The organism is Pseudomonas sp. JUb52, from assembly GCF_004341115.1.
Lineage (GTDB): Bacteria > Pseudomonadota > Gammaproteobacteria > Pseudomonadales > Pseudomonadaceae > Chryseomonas > Chryseomonas oryzihabitans.
The window spans coordinates 77960-101982 of the sequence record NZ_SLYS01000006.1 but is presented as its reverse complement, the minus strand read 5'-3'; the positions used below and the strand labels follow the sequence as shown (position 1 = coordinate 101982).

General features: G+C 66.4%; 22 protein-coding genes and 1 pseudogene. 15 read left to right on the top strand and 8 right to left on the bottom strand.

Features of this window, described 5'->3' with window-relative positions; genetic code table 11:
* Nucleotides 1-88: 88 nt before the first annotated feature.
* Nucleotides 89-700 carry an NAD(P)-dependent oxidoreductase gene (locus EC839_RS12050; protein ID WP_007159778.1) on the bottom strand — a complete coding sequence of 204 codons (612 nt, stop codon included), beginning with the start codon at nucleotides 698-700 and terminating at the stop codon, nucleotides 89-91.
* A 182-nt stretch (nucleotides 701-882) separates the two neighbouring features.
* On the opposite strand from EC839_RS12050, the gene EC839_RS12045 reads away from it, so the two are divergent.
* From EC839_RS12045 to secB, 3 genes are read left to right on the top strand one after another with little or no spacing between them, the layout of a single operon-like run.
* Nucleotides 883-1302, top strand: a complete 420-nt coding sequence (locus EC839_RS12045) for a rhodanese-like domain-containing protein (protein ID WP_007159777.1) — start codon at nucleotides 883-885, stop codon at nucleotides 1300-1302.
* A 41-nt stretch (nucleotides 1303-1343) separates the two neighbouring features.
* Nucleotides 1344-1598, top strand: a complete 255-nt coding sequence (grxC, locus tag EC839_RS12040; RefSeq protein ID WP_007159776.1) for a glutaredoxin 3 — start codon at nucleotides 1344-1346, stop codon at nucleotides 1596-1598.
* A 27-nt stretch (nucleotides 1599-1625) separates the two neighbouring features.
* Entirely contained in the window at nucleotides 1626-2090 is a 465-nt protein-coding gene (gene secB / locus EC839_RS12035; protein ID WP_007159775.1) for a protein-export chaperone SecB, read from the top strand.
* A gap of 45 nt (nucleotides 2091-2135) precedes the next feature.
* Here the strand turns inward: secB and rarD are convergent, their stop codons facing one another.
* The 5 genes and pseudogenes from rarD to EC839_RS12010 form a co-directional block, all read right to left on the bottom strand.
* The gene (gene rarD / locus EC839_RS12030; RefSeq protein WP_007159774.1) at nucleotides 2136-3023 is read right to left on the bottom strand and encodes an EamA family transporter RarD; all 888 of its coding nucleotides are present in this window, start codon (nucleotides 3021-3023) and stop codon (nucleotides 2136-2138) included.
* A 398-nt stretch (nucleotides 3024-3421) separates the two neighbouring features.
* Complete coding sequence (locus tag EC839_RS12025; RefSeq protein WP_007159773.1) at nucleotides 3422-4396, bottom strand: serine/threonine protein kinase; 975 nt, start codon at nucleotides 4394-4396, stop codon at nucleotides 3422-3424.
* 110 nt (nucleotides 4397-4506) lie between these two features.
* Nucleotides 4507-6396, bottom strand: a complete 1890-nt coding sequence (locus EC839_RS12020; RefSeq protein ID WP_007159772.1) for a PhoX family phosphatase — start codon at nucleotides 6394-6396, stop codon at nucleotides 4507-4509.
* Between the two features lie 66 nt (nucleotides 6397-6462).
* A pseudogene (locus EC839_RS12015) lies at nucleotides 6463-7204 on the bottom strand (ComF family protein).
* Nucleotides 7205-7262: 58 nt separating this feature from the next.
* A complete protein-coding gene (locus EC839_RS12010; RefSeq protein ID WP_007159771.1) occupies nucleotides 7263-7559 on the bottom strand; it encodes a hypothetical protein in 297 nt (98 codons plus the stop codon).
* Between the two features lie 112 nt (nucleotides 7560-7671).
* On the opposite strand from EC839_RS12010, the gene EC839_RS12005 reads away from it, so the two are divergent.
* Nucleotides 7672-8373: an alpha/beta fold hydrolase gene (locus tag EC839_RS12005; RefSeq protein WP_132832560.1), complete on the top strand. Its 702-nt coding sequence runs from the start codon at nucleotides 7672-7674 to the stop codon at nucleotides 8371-8373.
* 70 nt (nucleotides 8374-8443) lie between these two features.
* A complete protein-coding gene (locus EC839_RS12000; protein WP_007159769.1) occupies nucleotides 8444-9031 on the top strand; it encodes a cupin domain-containing protein in 588 nt (195 codons plus the stop codon).
* On the opposite strand, the gene EC839_RS11995 is transcribed toward EC839_RS12000, so the two are convergent.
* Entirely contained in the window at nucleotides 9028-9450 is a 423-nt protein-coding gene (locus EC839_RS11995; RefSeq protein WP_007159768.1) for a DUF1810 domain-containing protein, read from the bottom strand. The two genes, EC839_RS12000 and EC839_RS11995, sit on opposite strands and share 4 nt — an antisense overlap.
* A 70-nt stretch (nucleotides 9451-9520) precedes the next feature.
* Nucleotides 9521-10855 carry an MFS transporter gene (locus EC839_RS11990; protein ID WP_007159767.1) on the bottom strand — a complete coding sequence of 445 codons (1335 nt, stop codon included), beginning with the start codon at nucleotides 10853-10855 and terminating at the stop codon, nucleotides 9521-9523.
* A gap of 164 nt (nucleotides 10856-11019) precedes the next feature.
* Here EC839_RS11990 and EC839_RS11985 point away from each other — a divergent pair, with 164 nt between their 5' ends.
* From EC839_RS11985 to EC839_RS11940, 10 genes are all read left to right on the top strand, one after another.
* The gene (locus EC839_RS11985) at nucleotides 11020-11343 is read left to right on the top strand and encodes a thioredoxin family protein (protein WP_007159766.1); all 324 of its coding nucleotides are present in this window, start codon (nucleotides 11020-11022) and stop codon (nucleotides 11341-11343) included.
* 146 nt (nucleotides 11344-11489) lie between these two features.
* Complete coding sequence (locus tag EC839_RS11980) at nucleotides 11490-13295, top strand: phenylacyl-CoA dehydrogenase (RefSeq protein WP_007159765.1); 1806 nt, start codon at nucleotides 11490-11492, stop codon at nucleotides 13293-13295.
* Between the two features lie 188 nt (nucleotides 13296-13483).
* The gene (locus tag EC839_RS11975) at nucleotides 13484-15253 is read left to right on the top strand and encodes an acyl-CoA dehydrogenase C-terminal domain-containing protein (protein WP_007159764.1); all 1770 of its coding nucleotides are present in this window, start codon (nucleotides 13484-13486) and stop codon (nucleotides 15251-15253) included.
* 359 nt (nucleotides 15254-15612) lie between these two features.
* Nucleotides 15613-15771, top strand: coding sequence for a YqaE/Pmp3 family membrane protein (locus EC839_RS11970; protein WP_007159763.1), 159 nt, complete (start codon nucleotides 15613-15615; stop codon nucleotides 15769-15771).
* Nucleotides 15772-16035: 264 nt separating this feature from the next.
* A complete protein-coding gene (locus EC839_RS11965; RefSeq protein ID WP_007159762.1) occupies nucleotides 16036-19572 on the top strand; it encodes a response regulator in 3537 nt (1178 codons plus the stop codon).
* A 3-nt stretch (nucleotides 19573-19575) separates the two neighbouring features.
* A complete protein-coding gene (locus EC839_RS11960; protein ID WP_007159761.1) occupies nucleotides 19576-20394 on the top strand; it encodes a protein-glutamate O-methyltransferase CheR in 819 nt (272 codons plus the stop codon).
* Between the two features lies 1 nt (nucleotide 20395).
* Nucleotides 20396-20983 (top strand): chemotaxis protein CheB, encoded by a 588-nt coding sequence (locus tag EC839_RS11955; protein ID WP_007159760.1) that lies wholly within the window; start codon nucleotides 20396-20398, stop codon nucleotides 20981-20983.
* Nucleotides 20976-22172: a hybrid sensor histidine kinase/response regulator gene (locus tag EC839_RS11950; RefSeq protein WP_007159759.1), complete on the top strand. Its 1197-nt coding sequence runs from the start codon at nucleotides 20976-20978 to the stop codon at nucleotides 22170-22172. The genes EC839_RS11955 and EC839_RS11950 overlap by 8 nt, the downstream gene beginning before the upstream one ends.
* Nucleotides 22173-22268: 96 nt before the next feature.
* Nucleotides 22269-23087: an NAD(P)-dependent oxidoreductase gene (locus EC839_RS11945; RefSeq protein WP_007159757.1), complete on the top strand. Its 819-nt coding sequence runs from the start codon at nucleotides 22269-22271 to the stop codon at nucleotides 23085-23087.
* 11 nt (nucleotides 23088-23098) lie between these two features.
* Entirely contained in the window at nucleotides 23099-23977 is an 879-nt protein-coding gene (locus tag EC839_RS11940) for an SMP-30/gluconolactonase/LRE family protein (RefSeq protein ID WP_007159756.1), read from the top strand.
* Nucleotides 23978-24023 lie beyond the last annotated feature (46 nt).

Below are 24023 nucleotides of genomic sequence, written 5' to 3'. Positions count from 1 at the left end.
CATCCGGCAAAAAAAACGGCAAGGCACGCCGTTCAGCGTTCACGGCCCGACCAGGCGGCCAGGCTGCGAACGAGGGGGCATTTCCGTTTCAGTAGCCGACGGTGAAGCGGGTACGGTGATGAACGGGACGTTCGACCTCGTCGAGCAGGGCCACGGCGAAGTCTTCGTAGGAGATGTGGCTGTCCCCGGCCGCATCGAACAGCAGGGTATCGTCGCCCAGGCGGAAGCGGCCCGTGCGGGTGCCTGGGGCGAAGACCATCTGCGGACTGACGAAGACCCAGTCGAGGTCGCTGACCCCGCGCAGGGCGTCCAGGGTAGCGATACCGGCTCCGGCTTCGCTGCGGTATTCCGCGGGAAAGGCCGGCGCATCGAACAGTCGCGAGCCGTCCGGCAGCTTCAGGCTGGCGGCGCCGCCAACGATCAGCAGCCGTGGGATGCCGGTGGCGCGGGCGAAGTCGATCAGCGTGTCTGGTGCGATGTCGGCGAATCTCAGGCTACTGATCAGCACGTCATGGCCGGACAGCGCCTTGGCAGCCTGCGGATCCTTGACGTCGCCGGCAACCACGGTCAGGTCGGCCCGGGACGCCAGGCGCGCGGGTTCCCGCACCAGGGCAGTGACCTGATGGCCACGGGAGAGGGCTTCATCGAGCAGGCGACTGCCGACGTTACCGGTGGCGCCGAGCAGGGCGATGGAGGTCATGGCTGGATTCCTTGGAAATGAAGGGAAGCCAAGCCTAGGCAGAGCGACGGAAGCCGCCAAGGAGGCAGTTTGGGATGAGCTGGTTACCTGCCGATAACCCGGGGTCGGCGAGGGTATGGCGCCATCGGGGGGCTGTGTATACTGGCCAGCATTTTTAGCCCTCCTTGGATAGCTCTTTCATTATGGAATTTCTCGGTCGGGTGGTCGAATTCGCCACCCATCATCCGCTGCTCGTCGCCGCCTTCCTCGCCATCGTCGCCCTGATGCTGTTCAACGAGACCCGTCGGGGCGGGCGCAGCCTGTCCACCGGCGAACTCACCAACCTGGTCAATCGTGAAGAGGGCGTGGTGCTCGACATCCGCCCGAGCAAGGACTTCGCCGCCGGGCATATCGTCGGCGCGCTGAACATCGCTCAGGAGAAAGTCGCCAGTAGCCTGTCTCTACTGGAGAAGCACAAGGCCAAGACCCTGATCGTGGTGGACAGCGCCGGCCAGCAAGCCGGCGCCGTGTGCGGCGATCTGCAGAAGGCCGGCTTCACCGCCGCCCGGCTGAACGGCGGCATCGCCACCTGGCGTGCAGAGAATCTGCCCCTGGTGAAGTGAACCCCTAGCGTGGCCGCCTCATCGGCCACTGGAGACCGCGCATGTCTGACGTCGTCATCTATACCAGTGCCTGGTGTCCCTATTGCCATCGTGCCAAGCACCTGCTCGATCGCAAGAACGTGGCCTACCGGGAAGTCTCCGTCGACGGCCAGCCGGCGCTACGCAGCGAGATGGCCCGCAAGGCCGGTCGCACTAGCGTGCCGCAGATCTGGGTCGGCAGCACCCACGTTGGCGGTTGCGACGATCTCTATGCCCTAGACCGAAGCGGACGTCTCGATCCGCTGCTGTCCGCCTGACCAACACTCATCACTCAAGGCCCTACCATGACCGACCAAGCCAATGGCGCCCAGGAAGACGGCGCTCAGTTCTCCCTGCAACGCATCTATATCCGCGACCTGTCCTTCGAAGCGCCCAAGAGCCCCGAGATCTTCCGTCAGGACTGGCAGCCTAACGTCAACCTGGACCTGGCCACCCGCCAGAAGACCCTGGGCGACGACTTCCACGAAGTGGTGCTGACCCTGACCGTGACCGTCAAGAACAACGAAGAAACCGCCTTCATCGCCGAAGTGCAGCAGGGTGGCATCTTCCTGATCAAGGGCCTGGACGCCGCTTCCATGGCCCATGCCCTGGGCGCCTTCTGCCCCAACATCCTGTTCCCCTACGCCCGTGAGGCGCTGGACAACATGGTGGTGCGTGGCTCCTTCCCCGCGCTGATGCTGCAGCCGGTGAACTTCGACGCCCTCTACGCCCAGGAACTGGCGCGCATGCAGACCGCTGGCGAGGCCTGATCGGCGCCGCTGCGATGACGAACGCCCCTTGCGAGGGGCGTTCTGCTATCTGGCCTTCAGCTTGCGACTGGCGCGCCAGAGATCGAAGCTGAATACGGCAAGGCCGGTCCAGATGCAGATGAAGGCGAACAGCCGCTCGCGGGGGAAGGGTTCGCCATAGAGCCAGACCGCCTGGATCAGCACCAGGGTCGGCGCCAGATACTGCAGGAAGCCCAGGGTCGAATAGGGCAGCTTGCGCGCCGCGGCGTTGAAGCACAGCAGCGGGATCAGGGTGACCGGCCCGGCCAGCACGATCAGCAGGCCCAGCGAGGACTGCCAGGTCTCGACCTGCAGGCTCACCCCGGGGGTCAGCAGTGGCAGCGCCACCAGGGCGATCGGCACCAGCATCCAGCTCTCCACCACCATGCCCGGCAGCGCGGCCACCGGCGTCTGCCGCCGCACCAGGCCATAGAAGGCGAAGCTCAGGGCCAGCGCCAGAGAGACCCAGGGCAACTGCCCCAGGGTCCACAGCTGCTGGGCGACGCCCAGCACCGCCAGGCCCACGGCGATCCACTGCAGCGGCCGCAGGCGCTCACCCAGGATCACCAGGGCAAGCAGGATGTTGACCAGCGGATTGATGTAGTAGCCCAGGCTGGCCTCGACCACATGGGCGTTGTTGACCGCCCAGATGTAGACCAGCCAGTTGCAGGCCACCAGCGCGCCGGACAGGGCCAGCCAGAGCAGCCGCTTGGGGTGGGCACGCAACTCCGCCCACCAGCCGCGATGACGCCAGACCAGCAGCAGCACGGCACTGAACAGAGCGGACCAGAGGATGCGCTGGAACAGGATTTCGGTGGCCGGCAGGGCCGCCAGCAGCTTGAAGAACAGCGGAAACAAGCCCCACAGCCCATAGGCGGTGAGGCCCAGGGCATAACCCTGGCGCAAGGCAGACATGGAAGATCCTTAGGCAGGCAACTTTTCTTGTTTGGCGAGCATAGCGCAAGGCGTGATGGGATGTGGGCTGAGGTGGTGCGCCTGTGGTGTGACCGTCGCGACGGTCGATCATGGCCATGGCGGTCCGCCAATGCGGCCGCTTCTGCGGTACTCCTGTGCCTGTAGGAGCGGCCCATGGCCGCGATCAGTGCTGTAGCGTGGAAAACGACGCGGTCTTTTCCACTGAAGAGTTCATCGCGCGTCCTACCCTTACCCCGACCCTCTCCCGGAGGGAGAGGGGGTATCCGAGCCTGTAGCGCGGAAAACGGCGCAGCCTTTTCCACTGGAGAAGTATTCATGCGGCTTACCCTTACCCCCGGCCCTCTCCCAGAGGGAGAGGGGGTATTCGAGCGTTCAGGCTAGAACAGCCGCAACGGCGCCTCGTCCAAGGCGGCGCGCTGTTCGCGCAGGGTGAGGATCTGGTCGCCCCAGTAGCGTTCGCTGCCGAACCATGGAAAGCTCTTGGGAAAGGCCGGATCGTCCCAGCGGCGTGCCAGCCAGGCGCTGTAGTGCATCAGCCGCAGGGTGCGCAGTCCCTCGATCAGCGCCAGCTCGCGCGGCTGGAAGTCGTGGAATTCCTCGTAGCCGTCCATCAGCTCGGACAGCTGCGTCAGCCGCTCCTGGCGATCGCCGGCCAGCAGCATCCAGAGATCCTGCATGGCCGGACCGTGGCGGCAGTCGTCGAGGTCGACGATATGGTAGGCGTCATCGCGGCAGAGCAGGTTGCCCGGATGGCAGTCGCCGTGCAGGCGGATGACGTCGTAGCTGACGCTCTCGAAGAGTTCGTCGAGACGCTGCAGCAGGTCGCGCGCCACCGATTCATAGGCCGGCAGCAGGCTCTGGGGAATGAAGTTGCCGGTCAGCAGCGTGTCCAGCGAGGCATGGCCGTAGCCCTGGACGTCCAGCGTCTCGCGGTGCTGGAAGGGGCGGCTGGCGCCCACCGCATGCAGGCGACCCAGCAGCTGGCCGAGGCGATGCAGCTGATTGAGATCGCCCGGCTCCGGCGCCCGACCGCCGCGGCGGGGAAAGAGCGCGAAGCGAAAGCCGGCATGATTGAACAGCGTCTGGCCGTCGCGCTGCAAGGGCGCGACCACCGGCACCTCGCGCTCTTCCAGTTCGGCGGAAAAGGCGTGCTCTTCCAGGATGGCCGCGTCGGTCCAGCGATCCGGGCGATAGAACTTGGCGATCAGCGGGGTCTCGCCTTCGATGCCGATCTGATAGACGCGGTTCTCGTAGCTGTTGAGGGCCAACACCCGGGCATCGCTGAGATAGCCCAGGCTTTCGATGGCGTCGATGACGAGGTCGGGACTCAGATTTTCGAACGGATGAGACATGGCGCGCTCCTCGGTCACGGGGGACGATGGCGATTGCCACCCTGCATCCGGGAGATGCTAGCGCATGCCCGAGCCCCATGGCGAAGGCTCGAGCGCTATCCGCTCGCCGGTCAGGCGCCGATCACACCGCCGTCTTCGCGGCTGATGACCATTACCGAAGAGCGTGGCTGGCCGTTCGGCTGGGCCTCGGGAAAGCTGGAGCCGCCTTCCTCGCCCGGGTGCTGGATGCCGACGAACATCGTCTTGTAGTCCGGCGAGAAGGCCAGGCCGGTGACCTCGCAGCCGACCGGACCGACCAGGAAGCGGCGCATCTCGCCGCTGCGCGGATCGGCGCAGAGCATCTGGTTGTTGCCCATGCCCTCGTAATCGCCCTTGTTGCTGTACTTGCCGTCGGTGAGCACCCACAGCCGGCCGGCGGCGTCGAAACCCAGGCCATCGGGGCTGTTGAACATGTTCTCGGCGTTGATCTGCTGAGAGCCCGCTTCCGGCTTGCCCGGGTGCACCTTGGGATTGCCGGCGATGACGAACAGATCCCAGTCGAAGCTCAGGGCCGCGGCATCGTCACCGCTCTCGCGCCAGCGCACGATCTGGCCGTAGAGATTGTTGGCGCGGGGATTGGGACCGCCCACCGGCATGCCGTCCTCGCCGCGCTTGGTGTTGTTGGTCAGGGTGCAATAGACCTGGCCGTCCTTGGGGCTGACGGCGATCCACTCGGGTCTGTCCATGCGCGTGGCGCCGACCTGGGTGCCGGCCTGGCGGGCGTGGATGAGCACCTCGACCTGGCTGGCAAAGCCATTGGCGGCGGTGAGGCCGTTCTCGCCATGCACCAGCGGCAGCCATTGGCCACGGCCCTTGGGGCGGTTCGGATCCCGATCGCCCTCGTCGAACCGGGCGACATAGAGGGTGCCGTGGTCGAGCAGGTCGCGATTGGCCTTGGGATCGTCCTGCAGACGATCGCGGCTGACGAACTTGTAGATGAATTCGCCGCGCTCGTCGTCGCCCATGTAGACCACCACGCGGCCATCGCGGGTGCGGGCGAGGGCGGCGTTCTCGTGCTTGAAGCGCCCCAGGGCGGTGCGCTTGACCGGCTTGGCCTGGGGATCGAAGGGATCGATCTCGGTGATCCAGCCGTGGCGATTGAGTTCGTTGGGATTCTGCGCCAGGTCGAAGCGATCGTCGTGGAGGTGCCAGTCGTTCTCCACGCTGGCGTGCTTGACGCTGTAGCGCTTCTGGGCGGCGTCGAACTTCAGATTGGCATCGCGACTGCCGAAGACATCGGTGAAGTTCTCTTCGCAGGTCAGGTAGGTGTGCCAGGGGGTGGCGCCGCTGGAGCAATTCTGGAAGGTGCCCAGCACCTCGCGTCCGGCCGGGTCGGCGGCGGTCTTGAGCAGGTTATGGCCGGCGGCCGGACCGCTGACGGCGATGGGCGTGTTGCCATGCACGCGGCGGTTGTAGGGCGAGCCCTGGACGAAATGCCACTGGCCGTCCACGCGCTTCACCTCGATCACCGAGACGCCCTCGGCGGCCTGGGCCTTGCGGGTGTCTTCCAGGGACTTGGGTGGCGTGCCGTGGCTGAGCAGATAGCGGTAGTTGGTGTATTCGTTGTTGATCGCCATCAGCGCCCGATCCGGATCGTCCGGAAAGGGATAGAAGGCCATACCGTCGTTGTTGTCACCGAATTGCACGGCCTGATCAGCGGCGCTCGGGCTGCCATCGGGACGGAAGGCCGGACCGTCGGCGTGCAGCGGCTGGCCCCAGCTGATGAGCACGCTGGCGCGATAGCCGGGCGGCACCACCAGGGTATCGGCGGTGGAGGCGGGGATGTTGGCGAAGCCGATCAGCGGATTACCCGAGGCTTCGCCGACGGCGTCGGCCAGGGCGCTGCGACCGAGCAGACCGCCGCCCAGGAACAGGGCGGCACCGGCCAGGGCTCCGGCACCGATGAAGCGCCGGCGGCTCAGTTGGACGAGGCGTTCGAGATCGGTCTGGTCGTTGTGCATGCTGATGGCTCCCTCACGGTGTGCAGGCGAGGCTAGTCAGACTAAATGACGTTTTGGTGACAGCGGCTAGTCACCAGGCGGTGGCGTCCGCGCCAGGCAATAGACGTCGACTCGCCGGGCGCCGGCGCGCTTGAGCAGCCGCGCCAGGCTGTCGGCGGTGGCGCCGGTGGTGAGGACATCGTCCACCAGCGCCAGGTGGCGACCCTCCAGCTGGGCGTCCCTTACCAGGGCGAAGGCCTGCTTGAGATTGCGCCGCCGCTCGTTGGCGCTCAGGCCCTGCTGGCTGTGCTGTTCCTGCACCCGTTGCAGTAACCCGACAGCCACCGGCAGTTGCAGGGCCTTGCCGAGCCAGCCAGCCAGCCAGCAGGGCGGCCTGGTTGAAGCCGCGCTGGCGCAGGCGCAGGGGCGAGATGGGAACCGGTAGCAGCCAATCCGGGCGCGGCTGGCCTTCGTCGAACAGGTGCTGCAGATGCCGCGCCAGTAGCGCACCGGCGAGGCGGCCGAGACTACCCCGGTCGTGGTGCTTGAATCTGTTTATCAAGGTGTCGACCGGAAAGGCATAGCGCCAGGGCGCCAGCACCTGATCGAAGGCCGGTGGCTTGGCCAGGCAGGCGCCGCAAAGCATGCCGTCCACCGGCAGGGGCAGGGCGCAGCACTGGCAGGGGGGGCCGAGCCAGGGCAGTTCGCTGTCACAGCCTTCGCACAGCGGCAGTCCGGCCGGAAGCCAGGCGGCGCCGAGGGCGCAGCTGGTCCCGGGTCGCAGGCGTTGCCAGTGACGTTTCAACGAGGGAGAGAAGGGTGGATGCATGACGGCATCCGTGCCGAGCGAGAGCCCTACTGTGCCAGGCGGCTGGCCTGGCGACCAGTCAGCCGCGGATCAGCCAGCTCATCACCATCAGGCCGAGGATCAGCCAGATGACGCCGCCCACCACCGAGCGCGCCATGAAGGCGCGTACCGCGGCGTAGAGCAGCAGCAGGCCGATGGCCAGGACCACGAAGCTGATATAGGAGTCGTCCATGCCGATGGAGCGGGCCATGCCATGGAGAAAGTCGTGCACGGCGTCGGCGAGGCCGCCGAGCACCGAGCCGAACAGATCGATGATGAAACGGATGACCTGGCCGAGCGCGGCGCCGAGCCAGTCGAAGAAGCCTTCAGTACGCATGGATGTTTCCGGATCCTTGGCAATGTCCCTTGGAACCCGCGAAGCCCACGGGGTTCGCTGGTGATCCGCGCTACACTGCGCGTTTTCCGCAGTGTCTCTCAAGTCCCCCGTGATGACCGCTACCGATTCCCTTCCGCTGATCCTGCTTCCCGGCCTGCTCTGCGACAGCCGTCTCTGGGCCACCCAGGCCGCTGACCTGGCCGACACCTGTCCGGTGCTCATCCCCGACCTCACCCGCGATCTGGGCATCACCGCCCTGGCGCGCCGGGTGCTGGCCGAGGCGTCGCCGCGCTTCGCCCTGGGCGCCCTGTCCATGGGTGGCTACGTCGCCTTCGAGATCCTGCGCCAGGCGCCGGAACGGGTGGCGCGGCTGGCGCTGTTCGACACCATGGCCAGCCCGGATGCCCCGGAGCGCGCCGCGCAGCGCCGCGCCATGCTCGAACTGGCCGAGCGCGGGCGTTTCCTCGGTATCAGTCCGCAACTCTTGCCGCGGCTGATCCACGCCTCGCGCCTGGGCACGCCCGTGGCCGATACCGTGCTGGCCATGGGCAAGGCGGTGGGCAAGGCCGCCTTCCTGCGCCAGCAGCAGTCGATCATCGACCGCCCCGACTCACGCCCGACCCTGGCAGGGATCCGCATCCCGACCCTGATCGTGGTGGGCGCCCAGGACCAGCTCACGCCGCCGGCCGAAGCCGAGCTGATGCACGCCGGCATCCGGGACTCGCGCCTGGTGGTGCTGGACGACTGCGGTCACCTGCCGCCGCTGGAGTTGCCGGAGCGAACTACGGCGCTGCTGCGGGAATGGCTGGCTTGACCCCTCGTCGCGGGCGCTGAACCCGGGCACCAGGCGGGCCTCCATTGGCAAAGCCCCGAGGGAGTCCCGCATGCCGCATCGTCCGTCTCTGTCCGTCCTTTCCCTGGTGCTGGGCCTGGCGCCCGCCGCCCTGGCCCTGGCCGCACCGGTGGGTGCTGGTCAGCCCGAACAACTGCACTTCGCCGACGACGGCGTCATCCCCAACAGCCGCCTGCCGGTGCTGCTCTATCGCCAGGTCCTGCTGCCAGGCGCCGACCGCGCCGCGGCCCTGGAGCAACTGTTCGCCGACAACGCCTGGCCGCCGCAATGGCGCTATGGCGTCTACGATTATCATCACTATCACCCCAATGCCCATGAGGTCCTTGGCGTGGCGCGCGGCCAGGCGCGGCTGCGACTGGGCGGCGAGCAGGGGCAGGATGTGGAGGTGACCGCGGGCGACGTAGTGGTGCTCCCGGCAGGGACCGGGCACCGCAACCTGGAATCCAGCGCGGATTTCCTGGTGGTGGGCGCCTATCCGCCCGATCAGCAGGACTTCATCACCCAGCGCGCCGATCCGGCCGCCCATGCCCGCGCGCTCGAACTTATCGCCCAGGTGCCTGTGCCAGTGAGCGATCCGGTGACCGGACGGGAAGGGGCGCTACCCAAGCTTTGGCGCTAGCAGAGTCGCGTCAGGGTGGCTTCGTCCGGCTGGCCGGAGAAAAAGGTCTTCAGTGCCTGGCGAAAGGGTTCGGGGTCTTCGGCCACGGCGGCGAAGAGGGTCAGGCAGGAATGGAATTTGAGATCGTCCGGCTGGCCGAACAGCGCCGTGGCGGACAGCTGCGGATGCTCCAGCGCGGTGGCGGTGATTTCCCGCAGGCGCGGTCCCAGCAGCGGATGCGCAAGGTATGCACTGGCCTCGTCGCGGGAGGCGATGGCGTAGCGCTGCGCCGTCTCGCTGCGGCCCAGCCCCTGGATCTGCGGAAAGATGAACCACATCCAGTGACTGCGCTTGCGCCCGGCGCGGATCTCCGCCAGGGCAGTGACATAGGTGTCGGCCTGGGCGTCGAGGAAGCGTTGCAGATCGTGAGCGGCGGGCATGGCAAAACTCCGGGCCTTTTGCCTATCGGCAGATGGACCCGGAGGAAGTGCCGGTCAAGGGACGAGCGGTCTAGCCACGCACCGCACGATAGGCCGTTTCACCGCCTTCGCTGACCTCGTCCAGATCGATGCGCGAGGTCTCGGGCAGACTCAGGCCGCCGATCAGGCCGAGCAGGGCGATCAGGATCAGGTAGAGCGCCGGCGAGAGATTGCTGCCGGTGGTGCCGATCAGCCAGGTCGCCATCAGCGGCGCGGTGCCGCCGAAGATGGTGTAGGCCAGGTTGTAGGTGATGGCTCCGGCGGTGTAGCGCGTGCGGGTGGGGAAGACCTCGCTGAGCAGCGGCGCGGTCACCACGTTGCACAGCACCGCCCCGGCGCCCAGCAGCAGCGAGCCCAGCAGGGCGCTGCCGAACTGGCCGCTGCTGGCCAGCAGCAGCGCCGGATAGACACCCACCGCCAGCACCAGGCTGGCCAGCACCGTGGTCATGCGCCGGCCGATGCGGTCGGTGACGCGTCCCAGCACCGGACAGGCCGCCGCGGCGGCGAACAGGGTGATCAGGCTGATGGCCAGGGCCGCGGCCCGGTCGAAGCCGCCGGCCAGTTGCAGGTAGGTGGAGAAGTAGGTGGTGAACATATAGAAGGACAGCGCCGTCAGCGAGATGAAGGCGCCCAGGCGCAGGATCGAGCGACCCTGCAGCCTGAGCGTCTCGCCCAGCGGCGAATGGCTGACCTCGTGGTCGGCTTCCAGCGCCTGGAAGGCCGGGGTCTCGTCCAGCTTCAGCCGCAGATAGAGGCCGATCAGACCCAGCGGCGCGGCGGCCAGGAAGGGGATGCGCCAGCCCCAGTCGGCCATGGCCGCGGCGCCCAGCAGTCGCTCCAGGCCCCAGGCGGTCAGGGCCGCGCTGGCAAAGGCGAGAAATGTCGAGACCGGTACGAAGCTGCCATAGCGCCCGCGGCGATCGCGCGGCGAATGCTCCATCACGTAGGCGCAGGCCCCGGCGTATTCGCCGCCAGCGGAAAAGCCCTGGGCGCAGCGGATCAGCGTCAGCAGGATCGGCGCCCAGATGCCGATGGTGGCGTAGCTGGGCAGGATGCCGATCAGGGCGGTGGCGCCGGCCATGATCAGGATGGTCAGCGCCAGGGTGCGCTTGCGGCCGATGCGGTCACCCAGCAGGCCGAAGACGATGCCGCCCAGCGGCCGGAAGGCAAAGGCCACGGCAAAGACGGCAAAGGTCTTGAGCAGGCCGGCGGTGGCGTCGCCACTGGGAAAGAAGTGCGCCGCGAGCAGGGTGGCGAGAAAGCCGTAGAGGGCGAAATCGAACCATTCGACGAAGTTGCCGATGGACGCGGCGGAGATGACCTTGCGCAGGGTGGCGGGTGAAACGGAAGTCGCTGTCTGGCTCATGGCGGGCCTCGGGAAAGGGCGGAGACGGAGGCAGAAATGAAGCGCCTTGTTTTATTGTCATGACATCGGGGCGTACCGCAGGATCGACCCTAGTCCTTTTCCCGTGACCGAGCAGTCCCGTCAGCGACTTGTCCACCTTTGGAACCGACTTCAGGAGCCCTGCTATGACCATGACGACCACCTATGCGGAAAAGGAGCCCGCCCGCGCTGATGTGGATGCCCTGCCGGGTGTCACCCTGCTGGAGTTCGGCGCACCCTGGTGCGGCCACTGCCGCGCTGCCCAGCCGCTGCTGGCCACGGCGCTCGCGGACTACCCCGATGTGCGCCACCTCAAGATCGAGGACGGTCCCGGCCGCCGCCTGGGACGCTCCTTTCGCGTCAAGCTCTGGCCCACGCTGATCGTCTTCAAGGACGGCCGGGAACTGGCGCGGCTGGTACGTCCGGCGACGGCGGCGGCCCTGGGCGAAGCCCTGGCCCTGGCGGACTGACCGGTCGTTCCGCTCGTCCTCGCCACGCTTGACAAGGCCAGGCCTGGAACATTAGTTTCAAACGACTGTTTAAACGCCCTGGCAGCAGGTCCGCAGCGACGCTGCCGCCACCCTCGACAACAAGCATTCGCAAAGAGGTAACAGTCATGCCCGATTACAAAGCCCCCCTGCGGGACATCCGCTTCGTCCGCGATGAACTCCTGGGCTATGACGCGCACTACCAGAGCCTGCCCGGGTGCGGCGACGCCACTCCCGACATGGTCTCCGCCATCCTCGAAGAAGGCGCCAAGTTCTGCGAACAGGTGCTGGCGCCGCTCAATCGCATCGGCGATCAGCAGGGCTGTACCTGGAGCGAAGAAGGGGTCAAGACCCCCGATGGCTTCAAGGAAGCCTATGCCCAGTTCGTCGAGGGCGGCTGGCCGAGCCTGGCGCACAATCCGGCCCACGGTGGTCAGGGCCTGCCCGAGTCTCTCGGCATCTCCCTCTCGGAAATGGTCGGCCAGGCCAACTGGTCCTGGGGCATGTACCCCGGCCTGTCCCACGGCGCCATGAACACCCTGGAGCAGCACGGCACCGACGAGCAGAAGCACACCTACCTGGAAAAGCTGGTGACCGGCAAATGGACCGGCACCATGTGTCTGACCGAACCCCACTGCGGTTCCGATCTGGGCATGCTGCGCACCAAGGCCGAGCCGCGCGCGGACGGCAGCTACGCCATCACCGGCACCAAGATCTTCATCTCCGCCGGTGAACACGACATGGCCGAGAACATCGTCCACATCGTGCTGGCCCGCCTGCCCGACGCCCCCGCCGGCACCAAGGGCATCTCGCTGTTCATCGTGCCCAAGCGCCTGCCCGACGCCAGCGGCGCGGCCGGCGAGCGCAATGCCGTGCATTGCGGTTCCCTGGAACACAAGATGGGCATCCACGGCAACGCCACCTGCGTGATGAACTTCGACGGCGCCACCGGCTTCCTGATCGGCCCGCCGAATCGCGGCCTGAACTGCATGTTCACCTTCATGAACTTCGCCCGCATCGGCACCGCCCTGCAGGGGCTGGCCCATGCCGAGGTGGCCTTCCAGGGCGGTCTGAAGTACGCCCGCGAGCGTCTGCAGATGCGTTCCCTGACCGGTCCCAAGGCGCCCGAGAAGCCCGCCGATCCCATCATCGTGCACCCCGACGTGCGCCGCATGCTGCTGACCATGAAGGCCTTCGCCGAAGGCAGCCGGGCGATGATCTACTACACCGCCAAGCTGGTGGATATCCTCAAGTACAGCCAGGACGAAGAGCATAAGCAGCAGGTCGAGACCCAGCTGGCCTTCCTCACCCCCATCGCCAAGGCCTTCATGACCGAGGTGGGTTTCGAGGCGGCAAGCCACGGCGTGCAGATCTACGGCGGCCACGGCTACATCGCCGAGTGGGGCATGGAACAGAATCTGCGCGATGCCCGTATCGCCATGCTCTACGAGGGCACCACCGGCATCCAGGCCATCGACCTGCTGGGTCGCAAGGTGCTGATGACCCAGGGTGAATCCCTCAAGGCCTTCACCAAGGTGGTGCACAAGTTCTGCCAGGCCAACGCCGAGAATGCCCAGCTCAAGGCTTTCGTCGAGCCGCTGGCCAAGCTGAACAAGGAGTGGGGCGAGATCACCCTCAAGGTCGGCATGGCCGCCATGAAGGATCGCGAGGAGGTGGGCGCCGCCGCCGTCGACTACCTGATGTACTCCGGCTACTGCTGCCTGGCGTACTTCTGGGCCGACATGGCCCGGGTCGCCGCCGAGAAGCTGGTCGCCGGTACCGAGGAGGCCGCCTTCTACCAGGCCAAGCTGGCCACCGCGCGTTTCTACTACGAGCGCCTGCTGCCCCGTACCCGCGCCCATGCCGAGGCGCTGCTGGCCGGCGCCGGCAGCCTGATGGCTCTGGCCGAAGAAGACTTCGCCCTCGGCTACTAAGCCGTCGCCGCTCCCCTGAAAACCCCGCTCCGGCGGGGTTTTCGTCTTTTCACGGCCGTGGAAAAAACCACCCGCAGCAGACCTCCGATCGGCTGACCATTAGGTCAGATCATGAACCTATGTCTCCCTTCCGGTTCGGTCTTACACTCGGGTCATACCGACAAGAACACCTTCCGAGGAGACTCGACATGGCCGACTACACCCCGCCGCTTCGCGATATCCGTTTCGTGCTGGATGCCGTCCTCAAGGTCAAGGACCGCTGGAGTCAGTGGCCCGCCCTGGCCGAGGTGGTGGACGGCGAGACCGCCGATGCCATCCTCGAAGAAGCCGGCAAGCTGTGCGCCCAAGAACTGGCGCCGCTCAATCGCAATTCCGATGAAGAAGGCTGCCACTGGCAAGCCGGTGAAGTGACCACGCCCCAGGGCTTCCGCCAGGCCTACCAGGCCTTTGCCGAAGGCGGCTGGGTGGGGGTCGGTGGCGATCCCGAATACGGCGGCATGGGCATGCCCAAGGTGCTCACCGCCCAGGTCGAGGAAATGATGCACGCCAGCTGCCTGGCCTTCGGTCTCTATCCGATGCTCAGCGCCGGCGCCTGCCTGGCCCTGCACGCCCATGGCAGCGAAGCCCTGAAGCAGGCCTACCTGCCCAATCTCTACAGTGGCCAGTGGGCCGGCTCCATGTGCCTGACCGAGCCCCATGCCGGTACCGACCTGGGTCTGATCCGCACCCGCGCCGAGCCCCAGGCCGACGGCAGCTACCGGGTCACCGGCACCAAGATCTTCATCACCGCCGGCGAGCACGACCTCACCGAGAACATCATCCACCTGGTGCTGGCCAAGCTGCCCGATGCGCCGGCCGGTTCCCGCGGCATCTCGCTGTTCCTGGTACCCAAGATCCTGGTGGACGAGGCGGGCACCCTGGGCGCGCGCAACGCCGTGGCCTGTGGCTCCCTGGAACACAAGATGGGCATCAAGGGCGCCGCCACCTGCGTGATGAACTTCGATGGCGCGGTGGGCTATCTGGTGGGCGAGGTCAACAAGGGCCTGGCCGCCATGTTCACCATGATGAACTACGAGCGCCTGGGCGTCGGCATCCAGGGCCTAGGCTCGAGTGAGCGCTCCTACCAGAACGCCCTGGCCTATGCCCGCGAGCGCCTGCAGAGCCGCTCCCCGGCCGGTATCCAGCAGGCCGCCAAGAACGCCGATCCCATCATCGTCCACCCCGATGTGCGGCGCATGCTGCTGACCATGAAGGCGCTGAACGAAGGCGGCCGGCTGTTCTCCAGCTATGTCGCCCTGCAACTCGACACCGCCAAGTACAGCCCCGAGCCGGCCGAGCGCGAGCGCGCCGAAGCCCTGGTAGCGCTGCTCACCCCGGTGGCCAAGGGCTTCCTCACCGATCTCGGCCTGGAACTCTGCGTCGCCGGCCAGCAGGTGTTCGGCGGCCATGGCTATATCCGCGAATGGGGCCAGGAGCAGCTGGTGCGCGACGTGCGCATCACCCAGATCTATGAAGGCACCAACGGCATCCAGGCCCTCGACCTGGTCGGCCGCAAGCTGGCCGGCAGTCGCGGCGCCCTCTACCGCCCCTTCAGCGAAGAGGTCCATGGCTATCTCGCCAGCCTGCCGGCGGACAACGAATTCGCCGCGCCCCTGCGCCAGGCCCTGGATCAGCTGGACGGCGCGACCGAGTGGCTGCTGCAGGCCGGCGCCAGCGATCCCCATGAGCTCGGCGCCGCCTCGGTGGACTACCTGCACCTGTTCGGCTATGTCGCCTATGCCTATCTTTGGGCACGGGCCGCGGCTGCCGCGGCGGAGCAGGACGCGGCCTTCGCCGAAGCCAAGCTGGCCACCGCACGCTTCTATTTCGCCCGCCTGCTGCCACGCACCCTGAGCCTGGCGGCTGCCATGCGCAGCGGCGCCCAGCCGCTCTACGCCCTGGCCGAGGAGGCCTTCTAAGCCGTTGACGGAAAAGGTGAAAAGCCATGTCGTGTAAGCTTTGGCTTACACGACGTCGCCGCGATAAGCCATCGCCTACACCCGGGTAGCTGCGTAATCTACACCCATCGGATCGCGGTACAGGATGTACCCAGCGCTCCAGATGACTTCAAGGAAATGTGGCCAGGATGGCCCCCCGGCAAGGATGTCGGGCAGAGACTTACAGGGATAGATGGCCAAGGATTGGCGGCCCGACAAGGATGTTGGGTCAAGTCTGCGAAACCCCGCTTCGGCGGGGTTTTTTATTGCCTGCCGGAACCTGATTCAGGCCCTGCCAGTCTTAGAGGCATCTTCTTGCCTGCCCGCTACTGGAGCCTGAAATGGACCTCATCCGCCTCATCTTCGCCATCATCCTGCCGCCGGTGGGCGTCTTTCTCCAGGTCGGCTTTGGCGGTGCCTTCTGGCTGAACATCCTGCTGACGCTGCTGGGCTACATTCCGGGTATCATCCATGCCGTTTGGGTGATTGCTCGTCGCTGAACTAGCGGCCGGATCGCGGCCACGGTGCCGCAATCGACTGGCTGACCTGAGAGTCAGCGCCGACCGAAGCGACAGGGGCTGGAGGGCAAGAGGTCCGCGCTAGGCGAGGGCGCTTCCTGCAGCCCTGTTCGAGGCCTTCCGGCCTGCCATGCCGGTATCCTCGATCAACCGCCGGTCGCGCCGCGGTCAGTGACGACACCCCCTCCGCAGGCCGAGGCTTTGCCGTCGCCGACCGTTTTGTCCCGTACAAGGCTTTCAGACCCCATGAATCGCGAGTCGCCCCTCGATCAGAAGCACTTCAGCCAGATCCTCAAGCGCAACCTCTCCCTGCCTCTGAGCATCGGTGTCTTCAGCGCGATCTTCTTTATCGCCATCATCTACTACCTGCTGAAGGTCACCCAGTGGGTCGAGCATACCGACCGTGTCATCAGCGAGGCCAATGCCAACTTCCGCCTGGTGGTCGACCTGGAAACCGGGATGCGTGGCTATCTGCTGAGCGGCAACACCGCGTTCCTGCAGCCCTATGAACGCGCGTTGCCCAATGTAGAGCCGCAGCTCGATGAACTGAAGAATCTGGTCAGCGACAGCGCCGTGCAGATCCGCCGGCTGGAACGCATCGAGGCGGTGCACCGCGAATGGCGCCAATACGCCAGCCAGGTGATCGAGGCGCGGCGCCTGGGCGGCGATTTCCAGACGCCGCTGAACGATGGCCAGGGCAAGAACCGCATCGACAGCATCCGCCGCGACTACACCGATTTCATCGCCTACGAAGAGCAGATGCGCGCCGAGCGCACCGAGACGGCCAGCCGCATGACGGTGATCTTCGTCGCCGCCTTCCTGATCGTCAGCCTGCTGCTGTCGGGCATCATGGCCTTCTTCGGGCGTCGCGAGCTCATGCGACTCTCCGCGACCTATACCCGGCTGCTCGATCAGCAGGCCGAGCACACCGACAACCTCGAGCGGCAGAGCTGGTTCCGCTCGGGCCAGAATCAGCTGTCGGAAGCCGTCATCGGCCAGGCGTCACTGGCGCCCCTGGGGCAGAGCATCCTGCAATTCCTGGCGCGCTATCTGGGCGCCGCGGCCGGTGCCCTCTATGTGCGACTCGACGATGGCAGCCTGGAGCGCGTCGCCGACTATGCCCTGGACGACGAGGGCCGTCGCCGGCGCCAGCGCCTGGCGCCGGGCGAGGGTCTGGCCGGGCAGGCGGTGCTGGACGGTCGCGTCATGGCGCTGGACCAATTGCCCGCCGACTACCTCAAGGTCAACTCGGCCCTGGGCGAGCGCCAGGCCAGCGCGGCGCTCATCGTGCCCATCGAGAACGATGGCCGGGTGAATGGCGTGGTCGAACTGGGCTTCCTGCGCGCCCTGCGCCCGCAGGACGAAGAGCTGCTGACCCTGATCGCCGATTCCATCGGCTCCTCGGTGGAGGCCGCGCGCTATCGCCAGCGCCTGCAGCAGGTGCTGGCGGAAACCCAGCAACTCAACGAAGAACTCCAGGTCCAGCAGGAAGAGCTGCGCACCGCCAACGAAGAGCTGGAAGAGCAGTCCCAGGCGCTCAAGGAATCCCAGGTCCATCTGGAGCAGCAGCAGGCTGAGCTGGAGCAGACCAACGAGCAGCTCTCCGAGCAGGCCCAGGAACTCCTGCAACAGCGCGACGTGCTGGACGACCGCAACAACCGCCTCAACGAAGCCCAGCAGATGCTGGAAGACCGGGCGCGCGAGCTGGAGCGGGCCAGCCAGTACAAGTCCGAATTCCTGGCGAACATGTCCCATGAATTGCGCACGCCGCTGAACAGCTCGCTGATCCTGTCCAAGCTGCTGGCCGACAACCCGGCCGGCAACCTCAGCAGCGAGCAGGTGCGCTATGCCGAATCCATCTATTCGGCGGGCAATGACCTGCTGACCCTGATCAACGACATCCTCGACATCTCCAAGGTCGAGGCTGGCATGCTGGAGATCCGCCCGGAGCAGCTGTCCGTGCGCCGCCTGGTGGAGGCGCTGAAGACCGCCTTCGAGCCGGTGGCCCAGAACAAGGGGGTCGCCTTCGTGGTGGAGCTGGATGCGCGGATGCCGCCGGCCTTCTTCAGCGATCGCCAGCGGGTCGAGCAGATCCTCAAGAATCTGCTGTCCAACGCCTTCAAGTTCACCGAGCACGGCCAGGTGACCCTGCGCCTGTCGCTGGAAGACGGCCAGCCCAGCTTCGCGGTGAGCGATACCGGTATCGGCATCGCCGCCGAGCAGCAGGACCTGATCTTCGAGGCCTTCCGCCAGGCGGATGGCGCCATAACCCGTCGCTATGGCGGCACCGGCCTGGGGCTGTCGATCTCCCGTGATTTGGCACTGCTGCTGGGCGGCACCTTGAGCGTCACCAGCCAACCGGGGGAGGGCAGCACCTTTACCCTGCGCCTGCCGCTGGAGTACCAGGAAGCCGCTGCGCCCGCTCTGCCCATCACCCCGGTCACCGCCCCCGTCGCGCCTCCCGCACCGGCCGCGGCACCCGCACCGCTGCCGGCGCTGGCCACCACCCCGCGTCCGCCGGCTGCGCCACCGATCACCGAGGCGGCGGCTCCCATGGGGACGGCCTTCGCCGACGACCGGGACAACTGGCCCTATCCGGATCGCCGGGTGCTCGTGATCGAAGACGAGGTGCCCTTCGCGCAGATCCTCTTCGATCTGGCCCACGAGTTAAAATACAGCTGCCTGGTGGCCCATCGGGCGGAAGAAGGCTTCGCCGCGGCCCTGGAATACCGTCCGGACGCCATCCTGCTGGACATGGGTCTGCCGGACCATTCCGGTCTCACGGTGCTGGAACGGCTCAAAGAAAATCCGCTGACCCGCCACATCCCGGTGCACGTGGTCTCGGCCTCGGATCGCATCGAGACCGCCATGCACATGGGCGCGGTCGGCTACGCCATCAAGCCCACCACCCGCGACGAACTCCGCGAAGCCTTCAATCGCCTGGAAGCCAAGTTCGCCGCCGGCATCAAGCGGGTGCTGCTGGTGGAAGACGACGCCCTGCAGCGCGACAGCATCGCCAAGCTGATCGGCGACGTGGACGTGGAGATCACCGCGGTGGAGATGGGCAGTCAGGCCCTGGAACTACTGCGCGACGAGGTCTACGACTGCATGGTCATCGACCTCAAGCTGCCCGACATGGAAGGCGGCGAGCTGCTCCAGCGCATGGCCAGCGAAGACATCTGCTCCTTCCCGCCGGTGATCGTCTACACCGGGCGCAGCCTGACCCGCGACGAAGAGGCGGCGCTGCTCAAGTATTCGCGCTCCATCATCATCAAGGGCGCCCGCTCGCCCGAGCGGCTGCTCGACGAGGTGACCCTGTTCCTGCACAAGATCGAGGCCGACATGCCGCTTGATCGCCAGCGCATGCTGGAAAGCGCCCGCAGCCGAGAAAAGGCCTTCGACGGCCGCACCCTGCTGCTGGTGGACGACGACGTGCGCAACATCTTCGCCCTCACCAGTGCCCTGGAGCAGAAGGGCGCCAAGGTGGAGATCGCCCGCAACGGCCTGGAGGCGCTGGAAAAGCTCGACAACAGCGACACCATCGACCTGGTGCTGATGGACATCATGATGCCGATGATGGATGGCTACGAAGCCATGCGCGAGATCCGCAAGCGGCCGCACATGAAGAAGCTGCCGATCATCGCCATCACCGCCAAGGCCATGAAGGACGACCAGGAGCGCTGCCTCGCCGCCGGCGCCAGCGACTACCTGGCCAAGCCCATCGACCTGGATCGGCTGTTCTCGCTGATCCGCGTCTGGATGCCGTCGCTGGAGCGGCTGTAGGTCATGAGCGAACGGCTGCAGGACATCGAGCTGAGGTTGCTGCTGGAAGGCATCTTCCTGAGATACAGCCACGACTTCCGCAATTACTCCAAGGCCTCGCTCAAGCGCCGGGTGCTGCAGGCACTGACGCGCTTCGACTGCCCGAGCATCTCGGCGCTGCAGGAGCGGGTATTGCGCGATCCGGCGCTGTTCGCCGAGTTGCTGCAATTCATCACCATCCCGGTCAGCGAGATGTTTCGCGATCCGGGCTACTTCCTCGCCCTGCGCCAGCAGGTGGTACCGGTCCTGCGCACCTATCCCTCGCTCAAGGTGTGGATCGCCGGCTGCAGCACCGGCGAGGAGGTCTTCTCGATGGCCATCCTGTTCCAGGAGGAAGGGCTGCTCGACCGCACCCTGTTCTATGCCACCGATATCAATCCGCGCTCCATGGAAAAGGCCCGGCAGGGCATCTTTCCGCTGGAGCGGATGCGCTCCTACACCGCCAGTTACCAGAAGGCCGGCGGCACCCGGGCGTTTTCCGACTACTACACCGCAGCCTATGACGGCGCGCTGTTCGACAAGTCGCTGATCGCCAACGTGACCTTTGCCGATCACAGCCTGGCCACCGACAGCGTCTTCTCCGAGACCCAGCTGGTGTCCTGCCGCAACGTGCTCATCTACTTCAACAAGAATCTGCAGAATCGGGCGCTCGGGCTGTTTCACGAGTCCCTGAGTCACCGCGGCTTTCTCGGCCTGGGCAGCAAGGAGTCGCTGGACTTCTCCGCCTATGCCAACCACTTCGAGCCGGTGGTGAAGCAGGAACGGCTGTTCCGCAGGCTCTAGCATGTTCCCGCCCCGCAAGCCGTTGCGCCTCATCGTCATCGGAGCCTCTGCCGGCGGGCTGCAGGTCCTGCTGCGCCTGCTCTCGACCCTGCCGGCCAGCTACCGCCTGCCGCTAGCCGTGGTGCTGCACCTGCCGGACGATCGCACCTCGCGCCTGGCCGAGCTGTTCCAGGCGCGCTTGGCCCTGCGGGTGCGCGAGGCCGAGGACAAGGACGCTATACTGCCGGGCACCCTGTATTTCGCGCCGCCGGGTTATCACCTGCTGGTGGAGGATGACTTCACCCTGTCGCTGTCCCGCGACGAGCCGGTGCAGTTCTCCCGGCCGTCCATCGATGTCCTGTTCGAAAGCGCGACCGACGCCCTGGGCGAGCAGGTCTGCGGCATCCTGCTGACCGGTGCCAACCATGATGGTGCCAGCGGCCTGCACGCCCTGGCTCAGAACGGTGGCGTCACCGTCGTCCAGTCGCCGCAATCGGCCGAGGTGCCGACCATGCCCGAGGCGGCCTTGAAGAGATTCCACCCGGATTTCGTGCTGGATGTGCCGGGCATCCATCTATTGCTCATCGAGCTGGAACGCGACCATGGCTGAAGTACCCGTCGAACAGGCGAAGCTCCTGCTCGTAGACGACCTGCCGGAAAATCTCCTGGCGCTGGAAGCCCTGCTGCGCAGCGAGGCGCTGGAGATCTTCCAGGCCAGCTCCGCCGAGGCCGCGCTGGAGCTCCTGCTGATGCACGAATTCGCCCTGGCGATCCTCGATGTGCAGATGCCGGGCATGAACGGCTTCGAACTGGCGGAGATGATGCGCGGCCTGGAAAAGACCCGGCACATCCCCATCGTCTTCGTCAGCGCTGCCGGCCGCGACCTCAACTATGCCTTCAAGGGCTACGAAAGCGGTGCGGTGGACTTCCTGCACAAGCCCCTCGATGTCCATGCGGTGAAGAGCAAGACCCGTGTGTTCGTCGACCTCTACTGGCACCGCAAGCGCCTGGCCGAGCAACTGGTGGCCCTGGAGCAGAGCCGCCAGGAACAGGAGGTCCTGCTCGCCGAGCTGCGCCAGACCCAGGTCGAGCTGCAGCAGGCGGTGCGTACCCGCGACGACTTCATGTCCATGGTCTCCCACGAACTCAAGACGCCGCTCAACACCCTGATGCTCGAAGCCCAGCTGCGCCGCATGTACCTGGACAAGGGCAAGCTGGAAGCCTTCACCCCCGACAAGCTGGCCGGCATGGCCGAGCGCGACGAGCGGCAGATCCAGCGCCTGGTGCACCTGATCGACGACATGCTCGACATCTCGCGTATCCGCACCGGCAAGCTGTCGATCCGCCCCTCGCAGTGCGATCTCGCGGCCCTGGTCAACACCGTGGTGGACAGCTTCGCCTCGCAATTCGCCGCGGCCGGCTGCCCGGTGGAGTTGCACGCCGAAGGCCCGGCGCCCGGCTACTGGGACGAATTCCGCATCGAGCAGGTGATCACCAATCTGCTGACCAATGCCATGAGATACGGCGCCGGACGTCCGGTGGAGATCTCCCTGCGCAGCGACGGCGCCGACGTGGAACTGAGCGTCAAGGACCACGGCATCGGCATCCCCGTGGAGCACCAGGCGCTGATCTTCCGCCAGTTCGAGCGCGCCAGTGGCACCGAGAACATCGCCGGGCTGGGCCTGGGCCTCTATATCGCCGACCAGATCGTCAAGGCGCACCACGGCAGCCTGCACGTGGAAAGCATTGCCGGACAAGGCGCGACCTTCCGCCTGCGGCTGCCCTGTCTGCCGGCCTAGGTAGCATTGACAGGACCCCGGGCGCCCGCGAGAATCGCGAAAAGAGGTGAGATGTCGTACCTCTTGCCAGATAACTCCATAAGAAGGCGCCCGCTCATGTCCGAAGTCTCCTCCTCACCCTTCCATCGACTCCTGCTCACCGGCGCTGCCGGTGGCCTGGGCAAGGAGCTGCGCCAGCGGCTCAAGCCCCATGCCGAGATCCTGCGGCTGTCCGATATCGCGCCGATGGCTGCGGCCGAAGGCCCGGCGGAAGAGGTGGTGACCTGCGACCTGGCGGACAAGGCCGGCGTTCATGCGCTGGTGGAAGGCGTGGACGCCATCCTGCACTTCGGCGGGATTTCCACCGAACACGCCTTCGAACCCATCCTCGAAGCCAACATCCGCGGCACCTTCAACCTCTATGAGGCCGCGCGGCGCCACGGGGTGAAGCGTATCGTCTTCGCCAGTTCCAACCATGTCATCGGCTTCTATCGCCAGGACCAGCGCATTGACGCCAGCGTGCCCCAGCGCCCGGACAGCTACTACGGCCTGTCCAAGGCCTTTGGCGAGGACCTGGCCACCTTCTATTTCGATCGCTATGGCATCGAGACGGTGAGTATCCGCATCGGCTCCTCCTTCCCCGAGGCGCAGAATCGCCGCATGCTCGCCACCTGGCTGAGCTACGAAGACCTGACCGACCTCATCTTGCGCAGCCTGACCACGCCGGATGTCGGCCACACCATCGTCTATGGCGCCTCCGCCAACCGTGACAGCTGGTGGGACAACCGCCTGGCCGCGCACCTGGGCTTCCAGCCCAAGGACAGCTCCGAGCCATTCCGCGCCAAGGTCGAAGCCCAGCCCATGCCGGCAGCGGACGATCCGTCGCTGGTCTACCAGGGCGGTGCCTTTGTCGCCACCGGCCCCTTTGACGACTGAGGAGGGCCGCCATGACCGCCGAATTGCTCGTCGATGCCCGCAACGCCACCGGTGAGTGCCCGGTCTGGCAGGTCGCCGAACAGGCGCTCTACTGGGTCGATATCCCGGCCAAACGGCTGCACCGCTGGACCCTGGCCGGTGCCCTGGACAGCTGGAGCGCACCGGAAATGCTCGCCTGCATCGCCACCCGCGAGGGTGGCGGCTGGCTTGCCGGCCTGGAAAGCGGCCTCTTCGCCCTGCAGGCCGAGGCTTCTGGCCAGCTGAGCGGCGAACGCCTGGTCGCTCTCGACCATGCCCAGCCGGCCATGCGATGCAACGACGGTCGCTGCGATCGCCAGGGCCGCTTCCTGGTGGGCACCATGGTGCAGGACATGGCCCAGGGCGCGCCGGCCGGACGGCTCTATAGCCATACCGCGGGCGAGGGCGCTCGGCTGCTGCTGGACGACCTCATCGTGCCCAACGGCCTGGCCCTGAGCCCCGACGGCCGCACCCTCTATCTGTCCGACTCCCATCCCAGCCGTCAGCTGATCTGGGCCTTCGACTACGACCCGGATACCGGCACACCCAGCAACCGGCGGCTGTTCGTCGACATGAACGCCCATCCCGGCCGACCCGATGGCGCCGCGGTGGATGTCGACGGCTGCTACTGGATCTGCGGCAACGATGCCGGCCTGATCCATCGCTTCACCCCCGATGGCCGTCTGGATCGCTCCCTGAGCGTACCGGTCAAGAAGCCGGCCATGTGCGCCTTTGGCGGGCGCAACCTGGATACCCTGTTCGTGACTTCCATCCGTCCGGGTGGCGATCTGACCGACCAGCCGTTGGCGGGTGGACTCTTCGCCCTGGATCCCGGCGTGCAGGGATTGCCGGAGCCCATGTTCGCGGGATGAATCGGTCGGTCCCGGTTTCAGGGGTGGCAGGACTCCCGGGCGGCGG